Source organism: Thermogemmatispora aurantia, from assembly GCF_008974285.1.
GTDB lineage: Bacteria > Chloroflexota > Ktedonobacteria > Ktedonobacterales > Ktedonobacteraceae > Thermogemmatispora > Thermogemmatispora aurantia.
Window position 1 is genome coordinate 94,994 of sequence record NZ_BKZV01000010.1, and the last position, 19,960, is coordinate 114,953.

The 19,960-nt window shown below is 60.7% G+C and carries 13 protein-coding genes; 5 read left to right on the forward strand and 8 right to left on the reverse strand.

Annotated features, from left to right (window positions below):
* Positions 1-194: 194 nt before the first annotated feature.
* The 3 genes from KTAU_RS21025 to KTAU_RS21035 all read right to left on the reverse strand — a co-directional run bounded on the left by KTAU_RS21025 (position 195) and on the right by KTAU_RS21035 (position 5,624).
* Complete coding sequence (locus KTAU_RS21025; RefSeq protein ID WP_228026579.1) at positions 195-1,538, reverse strand: ABC transporter substrate-binding protein; 1,344 nt, start codon at positions 1,536-1,538, stop codon at positions 195-197.
* Between the two features lie 332 nt (positions 1,539-1,870).
* A complete protein-coding gene (locus KTAU_RS21030; protein ID WP_151730201.1) occupies positions 1,871-4,390 on the reverse strand; it encodes a glucosidase family protein in 2,520 nt (839 codons plus the stop codon).
* A gap of 94 nt (positions 4,391-4,484) precedes the next feature.
* Complete coding sequence (locus tag KTAU_RS21035) at positions 4,485-5,624, reverse strand: LacI family DNA-binding transcriptional regulator (RefSeq protein ID WP_151730202.1); 1,140 nt, start codon at positions 5,622-5,624, stop codon at positions 4,485-4,487.
* A 396-nt stretch (positions 5,625-6,020) separates the two neighbouring features.
* Between KTAU_RS21035 and KTAU_RS21040 the strand changes: the two genes are divergently transcribed.
* The 4 genes from KTAU_RS21040 to KTAU_RS21055 all read left to right on the forward strand — a co-directional run bounded on the left by KTAU_RS21040 (position 6,021) and on the right by KTAU_RS21055 (position 10,373).
* Complete coding sequence (locus KTAU_RS21040; protein ID WP_151730203.1) at positions 6,021-7,463, forward strand: radical SAM family protein; 1,443 nt, start codon at positions 6,021-6,023, stop codon at positions 7,461-7,463.
* A 16-nt stretch (positions 7,464-7,479) separates the two neighbouring features.
* A complete protein-coding gene (gene tcmP, locus KTAU_RS21045) occupies positions 7,480-8,064 on the forward strand; it encodes a three-Cys-motif partner protein TcmP (protein WP_151730204.1) in 585 nt (194 codons plus the stop codon).
* Positions 8,065-8,349: 285 nt separating this feature from the next.
* A complete protein-coding gene (locus KTAU_RS21050; RefSeq protein ID WP_151730205.1) occupies positions 8,350-9,174 on the forward strand; it encodes an alpha/beta fold hydrolase in 825 nt (274 codons plus the stop codon).
* A complete protein-coding gene (locus KTAU_RS21055; RefSeq protein ID WP_170293478.1) occupies positions 9,171-10,373 on the forward strand; it encodes an LLM class flavin-dependent oxidoreductase in 1,203 nt (400 codons plus the stop codon). The genes KTAU_RS21050 and KTAU_RS21055 overlap by 4 nt, the downstream gene beginning before the upstream one ends.
* A gap of 759 nt (positions 10,374-11,132) precedes the next feature.
* On the opposite strand, the gene KTAU_RS21060 is transcribed toward KTAU_RS21055, so the two are convergent.
* From KTAU_RS21060 to KTAU_RS21075, 4 genes are all read right to left on the reverse strand, one after another.
* On the reverse strand, positions 11,133-12,035 hold the full coding sequence (locus KTAU_RS21060) for a class I SAM-dependent methyltransferase (RefSeq protein WP_170293479.1): 903 nt from the start codon (positions 12,033-12,035) through the stop codon (positions 11,133-11,135).
* A 915-nt stretch (positions 12,036-12,950) separates the two neighbouring features.
* Positions 12,951-14,090: a DUF2330 domain-containing protein gene (locus KTAU_RS21065; protein WP_170293480.1), complete on the reverse strand. Its 1,140-nt coding sequence runs from the start codon at positions 14,088-14,090 to the stop codon at positions 12,951-12,953.
* A 133-nt stretch (positions 14,091-14,223) separates the two neighbouring features.
* Positions 14,224-15,111, reverse strand: a complete 888-nt coding sequence (locus KTAU_RS21070; RefSeq protein WP_151730209.1) for a sulfite exporter TauE/SafE family protein — start codon at positions 15,109-15,111, stop codon at positions 14,224-14,226.
* Positions 15,112-15,329: 218 nt separating this feature from the next.
* Complete coding sequence (locus KTAU_RS21075; RefSeq protein ID WP_151730210.1) at positions 15,330-17,000, reverse strand: MFS transporter; 1,671 nt, start codon at positions 16,998-17,000, stop codon at positions 15,330-15,332.
* A gap of 539 nt (positions 17,001-17,539) precedes the next feature.
* Here KTAU_RS21075 and queA point away from each other — a divergent pair.
* Complete coding sequence (gene queA / locus KTAU_RS21080; RefSeq protein WP_151730211.1) at positions 17,540-18,715, forward strand: tRNA preQ1(34) S-adenosylmethionine ribosyltransferase-isomerase QueA; 1,176 nt, start codon at positions 17,540-17,542, stop codon at positions 18,713-18,715.
* 17 nt (positions 18,716-18,732) lie between these two features.
* On the opposite strand, the gene KTAU_RS21085 is transcribed toward queA, so the two are convergent.
* Entirely contained in the window at positions 18,733-19,917 is a 1,185-nt protein-coding gene (locus tag KTAU_RS21085) for a tetratricopeptide repeat protein (RefSeq protein ID WP_151730212.1), read from the reverse strand.
* Positions 19,918-19,960 lie beyond the last annotated feature (43 nt).

Sequence of the window (19,960 nt, forward strand, 5' to 3'; positions counted from 1 at the left end):
GGCTCCTTTATCTTGCAGACCAGATAAATGAACGTGGCTCTCAAGCAGGAGCCAGGAGAGCGCAGGACCAGGGTGTGGCCAGAGCGAGAGCGAGGTGGCTCTCGTCTGACCGACCCTCCCTGGCTGTCCCCGCTCTCCTGTTTCTCTACAGGATCAGAGCGCTCGCGCTCGGGTGCAGGCGCGAGCGGCCAGGGCTAGGGTGCGACGTTTTGCTGTATCCAGGTATTGACCTTCTGGGCTGCCGCATTGAGGGCGTCGGTAGCCGACTGCTTGCCGAGCATGATGGACTGCAGGGCGTTGCTCACATCGTTGTGGATCTCGGTATCGGCCACGCCGTAGAAGTCAGGCTGACCATAGGCAGCCCCATCCTGCAGCACCTTGACCCCTGGATTCTGCTGGAAGTAGGAGTCGTTGGCCAGCGAGGTCAGGGTTGGGAGGGCGAAACCGTCATGCAGCACCTGCGTCTGATACTCGGCGCCGGTCATATACTTGATCAGCTCCCAGGCCATGCCAGGGTACTTGGTGCCAGAGTAGGCGGCCCAGGCGTTGGTGTAGAGCAGGTTGCCCCGCTTGCCGCTCGGTCCGATAGGAAGCGGCGCGATGCCGTACTGGACTTTGGGATAGTTTTGGGCCAGGAAGGGGATCATCCAGCCGCCTTCCAACGTCATCGCCACCTGCTGCTTGCCGAAGGCATCGCCGTCCCAACTGGCACCAACGTCGCCGGGCATGACACCGGTATGGTTCAGCTCGAAGGAGGTGTAGAACTCCGCCGCCTGGATGCCGGCCTGACTATTAAAGAGGGCTTGCTTTCCGTCAGCAGAGACCATCTGACCGCCGTTGGCGAAGAGGAAGGCTCCCCAGCGCGAGGCATCGGCGGGCAGGGCGATACCATAGACGCTATTGGCCGGGCTGCTGCCGCGCTTCGTCAGCTTCTGGGCGGCATTCTTCAGGTCATCCCAGGTCCAGTTGGAGGGATCACCAAGACCGGCCTGCTGGAAGAGCGTCTTGTTATAGAACAGGCCAAGCGAGTTCCAGTCCTTGGGGATGCCAAAGACCGTGCCGTCGGCGCAGTCGAAGTCCTGCATCAGCGACGGATAGTAGGTCGAAGGCGAGACATGGTCGCGCGCCATATAGGGGCTGAGATTGAGCAGCTTGCCGGCGGGGATATACTCCTGGGCCATCGGCGGCTGTAGATAGAAGACATCAGGCACGTTGCCGCTGGCAACGTTGGCGCGCATCTTGGTGGCGTAGTCGCCAGGGATGGGCGTCCAGGTCACGGTCACGTTGGGATGCAGCTTCTCAAAATTCTGCAGACCCTGCTTGACAAGGGCGTCCTCCGCCGGCGTGGAGGCCCAGCCAGCGACCACCAGATGGATCTGACCAGTCTCAGGGCTGGCCGCGGTGGTATTGGTATTGCTCGGGCAGCGCACAAGAGCGTTTTTCGGCCCCGTAGCGCTGGGGCTGGCCCCACTGGTCGTGCCTCCACTACTGCTACTGCCACCGCAGGCGGTAAGGAGAGCCACGAGGGTGAGGGTCATCAAAATACTCCAGAGGCTCCTTTTTCTTGCCATACCTGACATGATTGAACTCCTTTGTTTGCTCTCATCGGCTACTCTACCGATCCCTCTGTCAGACCAGCGTGGGCGGCGCGGTTCCGTGGGCGCAGGGGGCTGGGTGAGCGCCTGCCAGCCATGCCACGGCCTGCCCCGGCTGCATCTGACGGGACTGGATATGGACAGAGCGACAAGTCAAGTAAGAGTGCCGTCGTTACTCCTCTTGTAATTCTTGCATCATTGCAAGAAAGGTCGAGTAAAGATAATTGATTAGAAACAACGAGTAATTGAGTCACAGACTAGCTCAGGCTCACCTCCTATGGACCAGCCGTGATGGCGGAAGGGGACCAGCGCACCAGCAGCTCATAGGCAGTGGTCTGCTGCAAGGCGGGAGCGAGCCAGATGGTGCGCTCCTCGAACCCGGTGAGCTGGACCGGGTGGAGTGTTACCGGTCTGCCATTCAGACGAGCCTCGCGGATACGCTGGTTGGGAAGCAGTGCCAGGCCGGGCAGCAGCTCCCAGTCCGGTTCGCTAATCGTGAGCTGCACCTGCAAGCTATCCTGTCCTACGGTCAGCTCGACATCGAGAGAGGCTGAAGCCAGGGGGATGCGGCGCAGGGCGGCCCGGGGCCAGCTGCTGGGGGGCTGGGGGATACAGAGTAGACGGCGTTTGGCCACCTCGGGGCGGAGACCGAAGAAATAGTGTACGACGGGCCAGACGATGCCGTAACTTGACCAGAGCTGCAAGAAGCAGCCCCCGTCGGGAGCGTACTCGCTCAGCGTACCAGGTGAGGCCAGGCCGAAGGCGGTACTCATGCGCTGCATCCAGGTCAGGGCCTGATCAGCGTGACCGTAGCGAGCCGCGCCGACTGCCAGGGCGCCTGAAGGTAAGGTCATGACCGCTCGGTTGCGCCGGGCATTGAGGACCAGCCCGCAGGCCTCCTGCCACTCGGGCGTTGCCAGACGCGCCAGCAGCGAGCTGGCCTGAGTCAGCGAGGGCAGGCCGGCGTCTAGAGCCAGCGCCTGGACCATGTGGTACAGCAGCCAGGGGCGAGGAGCCTCCTCGGCCTGGGCGCGGCTGGAATCGGAGGAGGCGCGCTGTTTCTGGAGAGCCTCTTCCAGAGCGGCTGCCGCTTCCTGAAGGGCCTGGGCCTCACCCTCCTCTGACGTGCGGGAAGCCTCCTTGGCGCGGGTCTGCAACAGGATCTGCTGCCGGCGCAGACTGTGGGGGGAGGCGTAGAGATCGCCGAAGAGGCCCTCGTGTGGCACCCACCAGGCGTCGCGCACATGGGCGCGAGTCTGCGCGGCGCGCTGGCGCAGGTCGGTGGCCAGCCCGGGGTCGTCCAGTTCAGTGGCCAGGATAGCGAGGCAATCCAGAGCCTCGGCCAGGTAGGCGGCCACATCCAGCGCCTGCACCTCCTCGCTGGCCATCTCCGGCGTCTCTACGATGCTTTTGCCGTGGGGGACCAGGGTAGCGCGCCGGTCGCAGTCGGCCAGCGGCCAGGCGCGCAGGGCCTGCAGACAGAAGGGGAACAGCTCTCTCAGCAGGCCCTGGTCCCCAGTCCAGCAGTAGGTATGGTAGAGTGCGCGCACGAAGAGCGGCAGCTCCACCAGGTTGCCGCTCGCCCAGAGCTGGCCATAAGGGAGCACTTCATGAGGCACGGCGCCGTGAGGGTCGCAGCGTTCACCGAAGGCGGCCAGGGTGCGCAGGCTAAGCACGGCAGCCTCGGTCTGCCCGATGGGGAGCAGTGGCAGCACTCCATAGGCCGTATCGCAGCCAAACCACCAGGGGAAATCAGGCAGACCGGCCATCAGACCGGCGCCGATGCCTGGCACCTCCAGCAGGAGGCGGGCGGTATTGGCCTTAGACCAGGCGAAGACCTCATTGAAGGCCAGATCGGGCGAGGAAAGAACGCAGTGCTCGAAGGGGGAGCGAGACTCAGCCTGGGCGCGGTGCTGAGCTTCGACGAGCACAGGCGTCAGGCCGCCTAAAACGTGTCCCCCACGCGTCAGGCGGGCGAAGAGGTCGGCAGCCGACCCCGCGGTGCGCGCGGGGCCGGTGATGAGAAAGCTGAGCTGCGCGGCACCGGCGGAGGAGATCTGGCAGCGATACCAGAGCGCAGCGCCGGTGCCGCGTCCGCCGGTGCGCTCCGGCCCCCAGATGGAGTTGCCTACCTGCCAGGCAACGGGAGCGACTGTGGCTCCCACGCAGGCCGTCCACGTGGGGTGGAGCGCGTCGCGCAGCACGACGGCGGCCAGCTTCTCATCATACTCGGCCAGGTCTTCCCCGTCGTGCCAGCCGAGGCGTTCCTCGGCCATCCAGGCGCCATGCAAATCGCTGCGTACCACCAGACCACAGAGCACTTCGCTGACCGCTGCCTCTCTCTGGTGTGGCTCCGCCTTGCTGGCCCTGGCCTCTAGGGGCCGGGCCTGGTGCTGGCTCGGATGATCTGAACCAGGTAGTGCCCTCAAGGTCAATTGGATGACCAGGGCACTTTCATCGGGCACAATCCATTCGCGTCGCTCGATGGCGAGGCTTAGCGCCGGGAGTGTATAGCTGAAGGTTACGCCTGCAGCGCTCCATTGCCAGCGCTCGGGCGCGGTGAGCCAGAGCGCTTCCTCGCTTCCAGGCATGCGCAGCGCAAACCAGTAGCCGTCGAGTAGTTTGATCGGCGGGGCCCACAAACCACCCATCTCGCCTGGCTGGTGCCAGCCCACGTCGGGAAAGCGACCCTCTAAGGTGGCGATGGTATAGAGGCGCCTGCCGCTGAGGGCATAGTAACGCTTCCCGTCGGGATGCGTTTGCAGAGCTGGACCATCTTGCTGCTCTTCGTACACGGTTCCTTTCTCCTCTTCGGCAATACTGGTCTGGCTGCTCTGGCTTCCAGACGCAAGGAAGACAGCTGTGCTCTAGCGTTGCGGCTATTATTGATTAGTAACCGCGCGTCGAGGCGCGCACTATCAGCTCTGGTTGTAGAAAGACGTGTGGCTCTTCCGGCGGGGTACCGCGCAGGACGGCGCACAGTAGCTGCACCAGGATGCGCCCTACCTCATTGATGGGCTGGCGTAGGGTTGTGAGCGGGGGGGTTAAGTACGAGCCAAGCCCGAGACCGTCAAAGCCAATCACTGAGAAGGCGGGTCCGACCTGGACTCCGGCATCAAGGGCGGCCCGCATTACACCGACGGCGAGCACATCGCTAATGGCAAAGATGGCTGTTGGTGGCTCTTCCCAGGAGAGTAGTTGTTGCGTGAGAAGGTAGCCGTCTTTCTGGGAGATGCCGCTTGGAATACACAGACGTGGGTCGTAGGGCAGATTAGCGCGCGCCAGGGCCTCGCGATAACCGGCACGTCGATCGCGCTCCCAGTGATAGGTATCGCCTCCGCCGATGAAGGCGATGCGCCGATGACCTAAACCGATAAGATGCTCGGTGCCGATTCTGGCCCCACTGCGGTTGTCGACTTCGGCCCAGGGATAAGGATAGAGCCGGGCCTCAGCCAGATCTTCAGCGGAGCGACCGAAAAGGACGTGGGGATAGCGGTGACGACACAGATAGGCGAGGCGATGGTCGTTCGGGCGCAGGTCAGTAAGAATCACGCCGTCAGCGTGCCGTCCACCAAGAATGCGCTGATAGACACCTAGTTCGCGCTCCCCCTCTTCAGCTCGCACCAGGAGAACGTCGAAGTGATGACTGGCAGCCTCATCTGCAATGCCGGCGAGCAGCTCGACCAGAAAGGGGTCGGCGCTACCAGCACCGGTGTCGAGGTTCAGGGCACGCGAGACCAGGGCGATGGTGTCAGTGCGCGCGTGGTTAAGGTGGCGCGCGCTGGCGTTGGGCACGTAGTTGAGCTGCGCGGCCAGGTCCTGGATGCGCTGGCGTGTGGCCTGCGGAATCGAGGGATCATCACGCAGGGCGCGCGAGACCGTAGATTTGTTGACGCCCGCCCGCCGGGCAATCTCCGCAATCGTGGGCCGCGCAGAGTTCAGCTCGGGAAGCATCTGCCTGAGCTGCTCCCCTGACTGTTGCGGCTCGTTCGGGCCGGCGCTTGCCATGTGCTGCTCCTGTGTGGTCATCAGAGACCCCCTGACCGCAGTCTCTTCATCGCTCGTCTGGCCGGTCGCTGCGCTGCGATCCGCTGCCCTGACTGCTTCTCCCCGGTTGCTTTGTCTACGCAACCGGTTGCGTTGACTTATTGATTAGATACCATATGGAGCGGCTGTCTGTCAAGATGGAAACCGGGATGAAACTGGGGGCGTTCAGGGGGCCAGATGGGTGCTCGCTGGTGTTTTTCTAGCCCGTTGTCTCTGCTCTCTCGACTTCGTCCTCGTGCTCGGGTATAATTAAGACGATCTTGAACAAATATTCGATTTATTGTCAACTTGTACGATCGGCCACGGAAGAGGCGCAGGCTCTGGAGGGGCAGGGAGGGATGGGGGCGGCCAGGGGCGCTACCACAAGGAGAGCACTCTATGATGACGCAGCATATCACTTGTGGAAAAGAGAGAATGCTGGGGGAGCCGTCGATGCTCCGACGGTTGGCGGAGATTGATCTGGTGGTCCTGGATGCTGCCGTGGCCAGTGGTGTGGCGGGCGAGCGGGCGACTCGCCTGCTCGCGAATCGCCGCCGGCTGGCGCCGGCGCGTCCCGCTCACCTGCTGCTGCACGCCCACAGCCGGCAGGAAGAAGAGCAGGCGAGGGGCGCCGCGGAGCGCCTGGCGCCCCTGGTGGCGGCGGTCCATCTGCGGCGCCTCGGCAGTCGGAGCGAGGTGGCACGCGAGGCGCTGACGCTACATCGGCAGCTCTGGCCCGCCGAGGATGAAGCGCGGCGCAAGGCTCGTCTCCTCCTGCTCATTCGGCGCGGCGGGGCCGGCACCCCGCAGTTCATTGCCCCCTTTGTCGGCGGGGCTGGCACGACCTGTGGGGCCTGGACGCCGATTGTGGCCTACCGTCGGGGCCGCCAGATCTGGATCGCTGGCACCCGCTCCCGCGAGGAGGAGCGGGAGGCCGAACCGATTCGCGGCTTCCTGCGGGGCAACTACGCGCAGGGCGTCTGCCCGGTCGAATGCAGCTTCTGCTACCTGCGCGGCCTGCAGGGGATGGGTCTCAAGAGTGTGGCGCTCAACCTGGAAGACGTCATCCCTGAGCTGGACCGTCTGCCGCGGGGCAGTGTGGTCAACTGGGCGGAACTGGGCGGCCCTGTCGAGGAAGATCCCTGGTTCGTCGATGAGCAGGGGCGCGGCTCGCTGGTGCAGACCATTCTGGATCTCTCCAGTGCGCGTGGAATCGTCTCCTTCTTCCTAACCAAGGGGGTCTACGAGCCCTACCTGCAGCTCGATGGCCGGCTGGCCCTCGTGGCCATCAGCCTGAACCCGGCAGCCATCTCGGCGCAGTTTGAGCCGGGCGGGGCCCTTCCGGAGGAGCGCCTGGGCGGCCTGGCCTGGGCTATTGATCATGGCGCCTTCGATCATACGATCCGGCTGGGGCCAATCATTCCCGTGGCGGGTTACCGCGCGGCCTATCACGAGCTGTTTGTCCAGATCCGCGACATCCTGGGGCCGCGGCTCAAACGGATAACCGTGGACATTCTGCGCTTCTCGCCGCAGATGCCACGGCTGCTCAAGTCGAGCTTGCCCGAGGAACAGGTGGCGCCCTTGCTCGCTGAGCTGGAGCCGGAGGTGGTGGCGCACAAATATCGCCCGTCGGCGGCGCGGCAGCAACGGCTCTACCAGTGGGTGCGGCTGCTCTTGGAGCGCTACGGACTGGGGCAGGTGCAAACCACTCCCTGCAAGGCGGACCCACGGGAGGCCCTGCAGTTCCTCAAAGCCGGGGTGATCAGCAGCATGCCCTGCGCCTGCCACATCAGCTATCGGCTCCGTGCTCAGCTACAGCACAGCCCGCTTCCTACGCTGTGAGGTCTTGATCACCTTCATGCATGAGGAAATCAATCGTTTTCTGGAAGCTGATTACAGGACCAAGCAGCAGCATTATGACTCCCTCTTCGGTACCACCGCATGGCAGACAATCACCCTTGATGCCCCCGATATCCAGACACGGCAGCGGCGTCTGCACGACCTCTATCGCCAGCAGCTCTTAACTGTCGCTGGCGCTCGCTACGTGCGCTCATTCTGTATGCGCAATAGTAAAAATACAACTGATTATTTTCTCTTCTTTGCCACAAAGCATCGTCGAGGCATGAAAGAGATGAAACGAGCGATGTGGCAGGTTGACCCAACGGGAAACTTTGTCTTCTCCGACTGTACAGGAATGGGACAAGAATTCTTGCTTCATAACGATGATCCAGCGATTCTGGCTAAAGAGATTTACTATCATTTTAGAGGAAAAAGAGTTACTGTTGATGATATCGAGGAATTTGTTATTGCCGATACCGCATTTTTCAAGTATAAGTCGAGCTTGAGCCTGCTGGAAGAAAAAGGGAGGATTGTGGTCTATGGGCCGGAAGGACGGAGGAAAGGCACCTACAAGGACCCTGCGCTACAGATCTATTTCCGCTAAGCTCTGATCGTTTATCCTTTCTCTCCCGGACTTCATGTTCCGATGGGCGGCAGGGGACCGTCTCGTGTGTTATCCTTCTCTCCGTGAGCGGTGTCTTGTCTGTGTTCCCTCTACTGCTCCTGGTCGTCGTGAGGCAAACGGACAATCACCAGACGTTGCTCTTTCTATCTTCTATCGAGAGCAGGAAGAGAGGAGCCGCCAGGGTCGACGGATGGCCAGACATTCACCTGCGTTTGAGCGAAGTCATGCTCTTGCTCTACATCTGGAGAGAAAGGAGTGTCAGCGATGACCGAAGCCGATCGCGCTGGCGACCGGATTGAACGCACCATTGAAGTGCAAGGGATAGCCACCCATCTCTTCGAAGCCGGTCCTCCCACAGCCCCGCCGCTGCTCTACCTGCACGGCACCCATCTTGGCAATCTCTGGCTCGACCACCACCGTCTCCTGGCCCAGCAATTCCACCTCTTTGCTCCTGATATCCCAGGTTTTGGCCTCAGCGAGCGGCCAGACTGGATGCACGATATGAGCGATTACGTGCTGTACTTCCGTGATCTCATGGCGGCCTTGGGTCTTGAGCGTGCCGCCCTGGTCGGGCACTCGCTTGGGGGCTGGATGGCTGCCGAAATCGCTGTCTGGTACCCCGAGCGTGTCAGCCGGCTCGTCCTCTCCAACGCTGCGGGCTTACGGGTCAAAGGGGTCCCGATGGCTGACATTTTCGCTCTCAGTCCTCAGCGACTGCTAGAGACCTGCTTTGAGAATCTCATGGCCGCCGCACCGTTGATCCCGCGCGAGATCAACACCGACTACTTTGTCCGCCTCTATGCCGAGCGAACCACCCTGGCCGCCCTGGCCTGGAACCCGCACTACGATCCGAAGCTGGCGCGGCGTCTCCAGCAGCTGAGCTGTCCCACACTGATCGTGTGGGGAGCGCGCGATCGCCTTATTCCACCTGCCTATGGCCAGGAGTGGCAGCGCCTTATTCCCGGTGCGCAGCTCGTCATGCTAGAAGGGACCGGCCATATGCCCATGTTTGAAGTCTGTGAGCAATGGGTTGCCCACGTCTCCGCCTTTCTTCAGCCGTCGCAGCCGCAGGAGGTGAAGTCCTCATGAGCCGCCCTCGACTGACTTTTCACTACTTCCATCTCATGCCCTGGCCCGATCTGCCGCCCGACTTCGATGAAAAATACGACTCGGCCTGGGTGACGCTACCCAACAGCATTTACGACCCCGAGAAGGGTCACGCCCTCTATAACCGCTACTTCGACGAGCTGGAGCGCGCCGACAAACTGGGCTGGGACAGCGTCTGCGTCAACGAGCACCATCAGAACGCCTACGGGACCATGCCCTCGCCCAACATCATGGCCGCCGTCCTCACCCAGCGCGTCAAACGGGCCAGGATCGGCATCATCGGCAACGCCCTGCCGCTCCACGACGATCCTCTGCGCGTCGCGGAGGAGATCGCCATGCTCGATGTCATCAGCGGCGGACGCATCATCTCCGGCTTTGTACGTGGCACCGGCATGGAATACTTCAGCTATAATATCAATCCGACGCTGAGCCGCGAACGCATGAACGAGGCCCACGACCTCATTATCCAGGCCTGGACGCGGCCCGGTCCCTTCAGCTTCGAGGGAGAGCACTACAACTATCGCTACGTCAACATCTGGCCGCGACCTTTGCAGAAGCCGCATCCGCCGATCTGGATGCCGGGCACCGCCAGCCTGGAAACCATCGACTTCGCCGCTGCCCATCGCTATCCCTACATGACCGTTTTCATGCCGATGGAACAGCGCAAGCGGGCCTATGAACTGTATCGCCGCCTGGCTGAGGAGAAGTATGGTTACGAGGCCCAGCCTGAACAACTGGCTTTTTGCGTACCCATCGCCATCGCCGAGACCGATGATCTGGCCATGAAAGAGGGAGAGCGCTACATGATGTGGCTCTTTCAGAAGGCCATGAAAGTTCCGACTGAGTTCTTCATGCCGCCGGGCTACATGAGCCTGCGCAGCATTCGGGCGGCCATTGAGAATCGCGCCAGTTTTGGCTTCGGCAACACCACCTTCAAGGAACTGGTTGAGCAGGGCGTGGTCATAGCCGGCAGCCCGGCGACGGTCATTGAGAAGCTCAGCTACTACACCGAGGTGCTGCATGCTGGCATGCTGGTCACCGGCGGCTGCACTGACGGCATGCCCGATTACCTGGTGCTCAAGCACCAGGAGATGATGGCCCGCGAAGTGATGCCCTACTTCCGCCAGCAGGAGCTGCCGCCGGAGCCACGACCGGTCGAGATTCACAGTGAGCAGCACTGAATGCCACGCCCGCCGACCTCTGGGGATGGGACAGAAGGGACGGTACTTTTGTAGAAATCTGTCAGCTTGCCAGTGGTGGCGCGTGTCCTCTTCATAGGGGCAAGGTCACTCCAGTGCTGGAGCTTGCCCTGTCCACATCCATGACAAGCCTGACATAGCCTGAGACTGGCAGGCAGCAAGGAGGGGTTCAGGGGTGTTTGCCGCAACCGCACCGCCGGTCTGGCTGAAAGAGAAACTGCCGCGGCTGGTTTGTCCGCGCTGTGCCTCACGTCAGACGGCAGCAAACTCTGACTCGCCACCGCAGGGTGAGAGCCAGGTGAGGCCCGTCCCTGCCCAAAAAGAGCCAGCTTTGGGACTCCCAGCAGGGAGGCGAAGAGAGTCTACAAGCGACGAGGAAAATGCCCGCGAGGGCGACCTGGGCTAGCAGGAAAAACCTGCTTGGCTCCAGCTTCCCCTCGGTGGGTCGCCTCTATCTCAGGCTGCTCGGTGACAGTTGGAAAAGGAAGCGTGGGCGAGGTCACTCGCTGGTCTGGCAAAATCAACTGCATCAGGACGGGAACAGTAATGCAGCGAGCCTGACACCAGTGACAGTAGCTGGGCCTTCCCTGGCCCAACGCTGAGCGACATCGAGCAGCCTGTTTTTCGCTTGACAACTCCCTCCGCGCAGCAGCCGCATCACGAGGCCGCTCCCCAGCAGGCTGCGACACCAGAGGCAAGCAACGCATGGCCCAGGCGTGAAAGGTCAAGAAAAAGGAGCTGTCATTTCTGTCCATAAACTACATAATACTGATACTCTATTTGTAATATTTCTATTTCTCTATTAATTTCTCTCAGTACAGTATTAAATTGCCCTTCCTCAATGTTAAGTTGTTGCTGCAAGAGAGGAAAAAGACCTGGAAAGGTGGCCATCAGGTTCTTCTGCAGCATCACACCCTCGTGACGACCCCAGGGGCCGACCGGCACACTCAACGTTTCCAGGCGAACATGGTGCAGCCCAAGACCCTGGAAAAGGTTGCCAAGACGATCCGCGATGGCCGGATCATAACCAGCCCGCTTGCTGGCCTGGCGATACCACTCTATGAACAGTCTGAGAGCGGGACCGGCGTTCACAAAGGTATCCCCTCCCTCGAACAGCTCAATCCAGCCGCCTGGCGCTGTTACTCGCTGCAGCTCTTGCAACAGGAACGGCCATCTCTTAGCTGGAATACCCATAGCGAGCAGACGCTGATGGACATAGTCAAAAGTGTGCTCGGAGAAGGGCAGACCCTGGAGTACGTCGCCTTGTAAAAAGCTCACATTTGGGGGGAGTTTCTGCGACGGCGTCGACCATTCCAGATCGATGCCATAGACGCGCGCCTGGGGGAAAGCCCGCGCCATCTCGATGACCCAGCGCCCAGTACCGCAGCCGACGTCGAGGATGGACCGCACTCGCTCCTTGTCGAGTGGCGCCAGGTAGTTACTTTTAAGGACATGCTTGAGGTAGAAATGCTGGAAATCGAGTCGATTGGCCTCGATGAGATCTTTTGGCAGGAGATAGTCTGTATCCATGAGATAGCGCCTGGTGAGGGCTGTCACCAGGGGAGGCTGAGGAAGCCGAACAGTCGGATGCTGCTCCAGGGCCTGTCGCTGGACGAGGACACTACCAACTCCCACCGGCTCCATCTGACCTGTGGCCTCCTGCCTGCGGGCCTGCTCCTTGCCTCCACGACCCGGATGATGTACTGAGTAGCCTGGCCAGCCGTCGACCGCTGTTCTGGCCAGGTCTCCTGCACTATCCAATATCCCGATGACTGTTGATCCAAACGAAGTGCAGGTAACTGTCTCTTTGTCCCTTCCAGCCCGCAAAACCTGCTGTGGATGAGCCTGCTCCAACCCTTGCCCTGCTACGTCAACCCCGGCAGCCGCCTGCAGAGGCGCCACTCTCAGCTGCCCGCGTTTTTTAGCTCTTCCTCGCCACAACTGCTTCAACCAATGCCAGATGTTCATAGACACAAACACTCCCTACGATATTTTGTGCTCCTCCTGAGCTTTATCTAGATCCTCTCTGGTGTTCCGTGACAGTCTCCTCTCTTGCCTCGTCCCATTCGTGAACTGGCTGCCGTGCAGTGCTGCTCTGCAACCTCCTTGCTGCTCTCTTCGCTGCTTCACTGGGTCCTCGCCGGTTTCCCGAGCGGCCAGCAAGGGTCCTCGCTGGTCGCTCAGGACGTGAGACGACTGCAAGTGCTTCTTTATTGTTGTACGTTTTTAGCGACCTATTTTTCAAGGCATCGGATGGGAATTTTAGACATATTTCCTAACTTCGATCAGATTTCTTGTGTACAAGTGATCTGCAAAGAGCCTTGCCATTAAAATTGTAATCCCCGCTGGATTTACGGCTTGCCTGCTAAGAAGCAGGCAGTAATATCGATTTGCACCTCGATAAAAAATGCAATTCCCGGATGGAGCGGCTGAGGAGAATGCCAGGCAGGGGCAAGCAATGAGCGAGTCGGCCAGATGGGGAAGAAGGGAAGGCCCGGAGTAAGCGCCGGCATGAATCCCGGTGTTATGCCGGCGCTTGCCCGGCCTGAGCAAGGGAAGTCACCTGTGAGACCAGGAGGCGGAAACCTTTTTGATCCAGCTGCCGCGGCTGCGGTAGTGCCAGAATAGCAAGCCAGAGATGAACAGCAAGAGCACAGCCACCTCTAAGAGAATGGGCAAAGTGCCCTGGGGCAGAGCGGGTACCCATTCTGGCAGGTAGAAGCCTGAGAGCTGCAGCGGTTGCTGGGGAGGCGTGCCAAAGGTGACAGCATGCATCAGCCCTGGCTGTGGGCTGACCTGCAAATCATAAGTGACCTGGGGGGCCGGCGCTGTCAAACTGAGATAAGTAAGCCAGCTTCCTGGCCAGACCCAGCCCATATTGCGATCTCTCACCAGATCGTGATAAAGGGTCTCGCTTAGTGGCTCCTGGAGACGGATCTCCAGGCCCGGAGCGCCGGGCACCTGGCCGCCCACCGGTGATAGTCCCAAATGATAGGCCCAGTCGCTGGTATAGAGGGGCTGATCAGTCAGCAAGAACAGATCGGCATTCACGGTATCAGTGCCGATCGCCAGCACCTCCAGCGGTACCCAGAGCTGAGGTAAGCGCATCGTAATCAACAGCGGCGTGCCGTCTCCCTGCGTCAGGCCGCGCTGATGGGCCTGTGCCGAGTCAAACTGCACAGCCATAAAAAAAGGGCTGGCCTGACCGTAGACCAGCAGATGGGCCCGCGTTTCCTCGTCGAGCAGGAAGCCATGCTGGGTGGCCCAGTCGAGCACAGCCGCACCGCTCCCCTTGACCACCGTGATATTGAGGGCGCCAATCTGCACGCGCTGCACTACCTGAACGCTGGCTGTGTCGAACTGCACTGGCTGCCCTCCGCGTAGGAGCAGACGCCGCTGAACCTCCAGATTCAGACGCTGCAGCGTCCAGGCGCCCCCCTCCTGAATACGCAACGGAGCGGTTGGCAGCGGCACGATCCAACCGAGGCGGCTGGCGTCCCCCTGGTAGGTAAAACTCGTCAGGTAATACTCGATGCCTGCATGCCAGGCGACCAGAGTGGTGGCGCGCTGCAAGCGCACACTGCCGTTGGGGGCCACCAGTCCCCCGCAGGCCAGCACTGGTGCGGTCTGCAGCAAGGTCAGGAGCAGCAACAACAAAGCCGCAAGCGGTCCCTTCCAGAGGCGGTATATGATCGACATCTGGACACCTCCTTCGTCGATGGATGACTCCATCCGAAGGACGGCGCCTTCGTCCTAAAAGTTCCACTTCTGTTTGGGACCGCTCGCCTCTTCAGTGCACGGGCGGCCTCGGCTCAGCAGCGGTTATTTGCGGTTATTTACCGCTGTGTCCCAAGACATAGATATTGATAAAGAAGTAGAGCGTCATGGTCACGCCGACCAGCGTCACAAAGAGGCGTACCCAGCGCTGGTCGATTTTGCGCGCGTAGTAGGCGCCGCCGTAGCCGCCGATCACGGCTCCCACCACCATCAGCAGGGCCTGGGGCCAAAAGACCGCGCCGGCCAGCGCAAAGGTAATCACTGCCACCCCGTTGATCAGACCCGCCAGCAGGGTCTTGAGGCCATTCATCTCATGGATATTTTCCATACCCATCATGCCCAGCGTAGCCAGCATCAGGATGCCAATCCCGCCGCCGAAGTAGCCCCCATAGGTAGCGATCAGCAGTTGAAAAAAAGAGACGCTGACCAACTTGAGAGGGGAGAGCTTCTCGACGCTCCAGGCCAGGGTTCTCGCCGTCGGGGCTGCTGAGGAGAGCGTACTCTCCTCAGTCGCAGTCATGCTGGCGGTAGCCGCTGAGAGAGCCGCTGCTGCGCGTCGCTTGCGCAAGAGGGCTGTCAGCCGTGGGCTAACGGCGAAGAGGACCGTAGCGATCAGGAGCAAAGGCGGAATCAGCAAAGTGAAGGTCTGCTGAGGTGTGCGCAGCAACAACAATGCGCCCAGGATGCCGCCAATGAGGCTGGTGCCGCCCAGCACTAGCATCAATGCCCGTGGCTGCCGGGCCAGCTCATGGCGATAGGCCCCAGCACTGGCCACCACACCGGGCCAGAGCGCGACTGTGTTGGTCGCGTTGGCATTGATAGACGGTACACCGGTAAATATCAGTGCTGGAAAGCCGATGAAGCTGCCTCCACCGGCAACCGAGTTCAGCATGCCGCCGAGCACCGCGGCAAGGAAGAGCAGAATGGCCTGTCCAAGGGTCATAAACGTATTCCAACTTTCCTTTGTGAGAATGATCCTCCTGTAATCATAGCAGCAAAAAAAGCAGGAAAAAGAGAGGCTCTCACTCACTCTCCCGGCTTGCAGAGGTCTCGGAGACCGGTGCTAGCGGAACCGGGATGCCGGCCAGGCGGAAGAGCACCAGGAGTGAGAGCCTCTGCCTGACTGAGACTGAGATCAGGGGAGCAACGGCAGGCTGCGACCTAGTGACTTAGCTCAGTCAGCCCAGCCTGATGTCTGCGCCGCTCCTCCTTGCCGCGCACCAGCGAAGTCCCTACGCCGATGGCGGCGATCAGAGCGCAAACCAGAAAGGCGCTCTGGAAAGCATGGCTGAAGGTCTGTTCAAGCGCGCCGGCCCTGGCCGCAGAGAGGGCGCCGTGGGCGCGCAACATTACAAGCTGGAGACCAGCGTCGGCGCCGCCCAGACTGGTAAAGACCGCACCGGCGAGGGCCACGCTGATGCTCTGGCCCATCGTGCGGCCCGTGGCCAGGAAGCCTGAAGCGCTGCCCTGCTGCTCACGCGGAGCATCGCCCATCAACGCGCTGCTGTTGGGCGATTGGAAGATCGCCTGGCCCATCCCTGTGACCACCAGGCGCCAGATGATATCCCAGATAGAGCTGTGAGCATTCAGCTGGCCCAGCAAAATCAATCCCAGACACGAGATCGCCAGCCCGGTGGCCGCCAGCCAGCGCGAGCCAATGCGGTCCGCCAGGCTGCCGCTGAGCGGCGCTACACAGGCGAGCGTGATAGGCAGGGGCGTAAGTAAGAGGCCAGCGACCTCCGTCGGGAAGCCGTGCAGCTGCTCCAGGTAGAACGGCATCAGGAAGCTGACCGCGAAGAGCGACATGAAGCAGAGAATCAGACTGATGTTGGCCGAAAGGAAGACGCGTCGCCGCAGCAGCGAAAAGTCAATGACCGGGTAAGCCACGCGCTGCTCAATAAAGTAGAGCGCGATCAGTGCCGCCAGACCACCCAGTAAGCTGACCATGACGAACGGCGAGAACCATCCCAGCTCCTGCCCAAAGGAAAGAGCAAGGGTAATGCCGGCCAGGCCCAGACCCAGGGTCAGCGCTCCCAATGGATCGAACCGCCCCTGACGCTGAGCATGGCGCTCCTTGAGCAGGAACCAGGTGGCGAGGAGGCCAATGATGCCAACTGGGACATTGACGTAGAAGATCCAGCGCCAGGAGAGAGAGGTGGTGATCAGGCCGCCTACCGTTGGGCCAACGCTGACGCCAAGGGCCACGTTAATGGCGTTGAGGCCCAAAGCTCTCCCCCGCTCGGAGGGAGGAAAGGCGCTGGTCAACATGGCCGGCGAGATGGCCATCATCAAGGCGCCGCCAATACCCTGGAAGCCACGGGCAATGACGAGAAAGAGCAGCGAGGGTGCCGCCCCACAGATGGCCGAGCCAAAGGTGAAAATGACCAGCCCCAGCAGCCAAACAGGCTTTTGCCCCACCATATCGGCCAGCCGCCCAGCTGTTAGCAACATAGAGGCCGTGGTCACAAGGTAGGCGATAGTCACCCACTCAACTGCCCCATTGAGCGGCACATGAAAATAATTCGCTATAGCAGGCAGGCTGATATTGACGATCGAGCCGTCAAGGGTGGCCATGAAGACACCAATGGCAAGAATGCCAAAAACGAGCCATTTGTTGGTCTCAATGACCGTTGCCGACCGGCCCCCCTGCTGCTCACTGTGAGCTGCAGCACGCGGTAGGCGCGGCTCAATCACAGGGAGGGTAACTGTCTCTCCTGTCCGCCGCTCCTGCTTATGGCTGTGACCGTTGCGCTCTACCTGCTCGCAAGGCTGGCTCGTCTTCTCCTCCTGGAATAGGCGCAGTTCTGACAGTTGGGGATCTTGTTGCTGCATTATCCTTCCTGTTCCACTCACTCCCAATAGATACAAAAATTGGAGTCTATGTATATGATTTAGATAGAAGCACTGAAGTGCTATCTGCGCTGCTCATCTGCGATAGTGTAGATCGTCTCAAAAAAGAGGGTGTATGATAAGGCGCTCGCATCCACAGAAGATATATTTGGGCCGGTTCCATAGACTATGGGGCGCTGTGGTAGCGAGACACTCTCTTCATATTCTCTTTACATAAAACAACTCTGAGAGAAAGGACATTCCTCATACCGACATATCGCCAAGTTGGAGAGCCAAAAACTGTCCTTTTGGACAGGTTGTTCTATCCGATCTGCTCTCGCGTCCTGGTTGCCCGCCTCATACCCTTGTCATAGCCCGGCTTTCCTCTGTAACATGGACATGCTATCATACATCACGGTTCTGAGAGCTATGAGGGGATGTGCTCTTTATGCTGTCCGGTTTGCTACAGTGCGGCATCGAAAAGTGCTCTTCCTTGATATTAAAATTTAGAGAGATAAAGATAGAAAAAGGATTGATGGACGATGCAAGACAATCCATCAGAGTTTCAGAGGCAGCAGCTGCCGGTCCAGGGATCTCAGGGGCAAGAAGGACTTTCCTACCGGATCAGCGATTATGACTACGAGCTGCCGCCCGAACTGATCGCTCAGCAGCCGATCGAGCCGCGCGATGCTTCGCGCTTACTGGTGGTGCATCGCGCCACGGGAGCCTTAGAGCACCGCCACTTTCGCGACATCGGCGACTATCTGCGCGCGGGTGACCTGCTGATCGCTAACCAGAGCCGCGTTATTCCCGCCAGGCTGCTTGGCAAGCGAGAGGGTACTGGAGGAGCGGTCGAAGTCCTGCTTCTGGCCCATCGGGCCGATCTTGGAGCAGACGTCTGGGAAGCGCTGGTTCGTCCTGGTCGGCGTCTGCGCGAAGGCGCGCGCATTCTCTTTGGTGAGGATCGGGAAGCGGGTCTACCGGCACGCTTGTGGGGAGAGATTCTGGGGCGTACCGAAGCAGGCGGACGTTTCATTCGTTTTGCGCTGACGCCCGAGTATCTGGCCGTTCACAACCAGGCTCAGACCAGGCCGCCGGCAGTTGCACAGGTGATCGAGGAGATTGGGCGCATGCCCTTACCGCCCTACATTCGTGAGCCGTTAGCCAATCCTGAGCGTTATCAGACCGTCTACGCGCGGATCGCTGGCTCGGCGGCGGCCCCCACGGCTGGACTGCACTTCACGCCGGAACTGCTCGATCGTCTGCGTGCCCAGGGGGTGCGTGTGGGCTTTGTGACCCTCCACGTTGGCCTCGATACCTTCCGCCCGGTCGATGTCGAGGATGTGCGCGATCACAAGATGCACAGCGAGGAAATCGACATCGACGAGACCACGGCTGCACTGGTCAATGAGACGCGGCGGGCTGGCGGGCGCGTAGTCGCTGTGGGCACAACCTCGGTACGCGTGTTGGAGAGTGTAGCCAGCCTCTTCAACGGTCAGGTGCGTGCCTATCATGGTCACACTAACCTCTTTATTACCCCTGGCTATCGCTTCAAGGTGGTCGATGCCCTGATCACTAATTTCCACTTGCCGCGCTCGACGCTGATCCTCCTGGTCAGTGCCTTCGCAGGCAAGGCGCTGATCGAGAAAGCCTATCAAGAGGCCATTCGCCAGCGCTACCGCTTCTACAGCTTTGGCGACGCGATGTTGCTTCTTTAGTCGCTCTCTGGCCTGGCTCAGGCTTCCAACAGAGCGCGGGCGTAATGGCCATAGAAGCCTGGATTGGCCCAGCGCAGCGGGGAGAGCAGCGGCAGGGGCAGCCCGCGGATGAGGGCCTCGCGAAGTGCCTGGTGGGCCTCGGCCTCGTGTCCCGATGTAGCCCAGATAACGGCCTGCCAGAAGGGCGCCCCCCAGTGATCATCAGCGCCAGCGCCGGCCTGGGCACGGCTGATGGCCGCCTGGGCCTCGGCCTGCTCTCCCCGTATCCAGGCACTGGCTGCCTGGCAGAGCAGAGCTACGTACTGCTCGGGAGCGGTCTGGGCCAGGGCTTGCAGGCGCTCTGCCAGTCGCTCGTTTGGACGCTCTTCGCACAGGGTCACCCAGCAGGCCAGCCAGCCATGATCGATGTGCATTGGATTGAGAGTTGTGGCCCGCTGGCAGTCCTGGCGTGCCCCAGCGAGATCTTGCAAGTAGAGAGAGGCCAGGGCGCGGTAATGGTAGGCACAAGCAAAGTTTGGACGGGCCTGTAGCACGCTATTCAGATCGGCGATGGCCTGACGCGGCTCCCGTAGCTGCAGATAGACCAGGGCCCGTTGAAAGATCAGCGAGGCTTCGTGCGGACTGTACTCCAGGGCGCGGCAGTAGTCGTGGAGGGCTGCATGGGGATCTTTGAGCCGTTGATAGAGAGCCGCCCGCTCCGGGTAGATGAGAGTGGCCAGACCCGCGTCAAGCTCCAGGGCCCGTGTATAGCTGCTCAGGGCCTGCTGATAGGCAGCCAGGCGGGTGCAAATGCGCCCGCGCAGATAATGGGCCTCGGCCAGCGCTGGGTGAAGACGCAGGGCCTGTTCACAGTCACTCAGGGCCTGTTGATATTGGCCAGCCTGATAGCAGGCTTCCCCACGGCGCAGATAGAGCACGGCCTCGTCGCCTGCCAGAGCGAGGGCGCGGCTGTACAGCTCGATGGCTCGTTGAGGCTGGCCCCGGCGGAGGTACATGCTTCCCCGTCGCGCTAGCGCAGCAGCTTCTGCCTGATAGCCTTGCTCCTCTTTGCCTGGACTCCGGGGGTAGATCAGCAGACCAGGCCCCTCTCCCTGGAGGCAGGGAGCAATATGCAGGAAGCGATAAATAAAGTGATAGACGGGAATGATGCTGGCAAACGTTGTAAAGATGCTCAAGGCAGTAAACATGCTGGATGGATTCATGCAGGCCGCTCCCGGTCAACATTGGCTCTCTGTTGTCTTTCAT

Bases quoted from the DNA above. Each gene is read 5' to 3' on its own strand.
- KTAU_RS21025 (WP_228026579.1), bottom strand. From the start codon at position 1,538: ATGACCCTCACCCTCGTGGCTCTCCTTACCGCCTGCGGTGGCAGTAGC.
- KTAU_RS21035 (WP_151730202.1), bottom strand. From the start codon at position 5,624: ATGACCACACAGGAGCAGCACATGGCAAGCGCCGGCCCGAACGAGCCG.
- KTAU_RS21040 (WP_151730203.1), top strand. From the start codon at position 6,021: ATGATGACGCAGCATATCACTTGTGGAAAAGAGAGAATGCTGGGGGAG.
- tcmP (WP_151730204.1), top strand. From the start codon at position 7,480: ATGCATGAGGAAATCAATCGTTTTCTGGAAGCTGATTACAGGACCAAG.
- KTAU_RS21050 (WP_151730205.1), top strand. From the start codon at position 8,350: ATGACCGAAGCCGATCGCGCTGGCGACCGGATTGAACGCACCATTGAA.
- KTAU_RS21055 (WP_170293478.1), top strand. From the start codon at position 9,171: ATGAGCCGCCCTCGACTGACTTTTCACTACTTCCATCTCATGCCCTGG.
- KTAU_RS21060 (WP_170293479.1), bottom strand. From the start codon at position 12,035: ATGGAGCCGGTGGGAGTTGGTAGTGTCCTCGTCCAGCGACAGGCCCTG.
- KTAU_RS21065 (WP_170293480.1), bottom strand. From the start codon at position 14,090: ATGTCGATCATATACCGCCTCTGGAAGGGACCGCTTGCGGCTTTGTTG.
- KTAU_RS21070 (WP_151730209.1), bottom strand. From the start codon at position 15,111: ATGACCCTTGGACAGGCCATTCTGCTCTTCCTTGCCGCGGTGCTCGGC.
- KTAU_RS21075 (WP_151730210.1), bottom strand. From the start codon at position 17,000: ATGCAGCAACAAGATCCCCAACTGTCAGAACTGCGCCTATTCCAGGAG.
- queA (WP_151730211.1), top strand. From the start codon at position 17,540: ATGCAAGACAATCCATCAGAGTTTCAGAGGCAGCAGCTGCCGGTCCAG.
- KTAU_RS21085 (WP_151730212.1), bottom strand. From the start codon at position 19,917: ATGAATCCATCCAGCATGTTTACTGCCTTGAGCATCTTTACAACGTTT.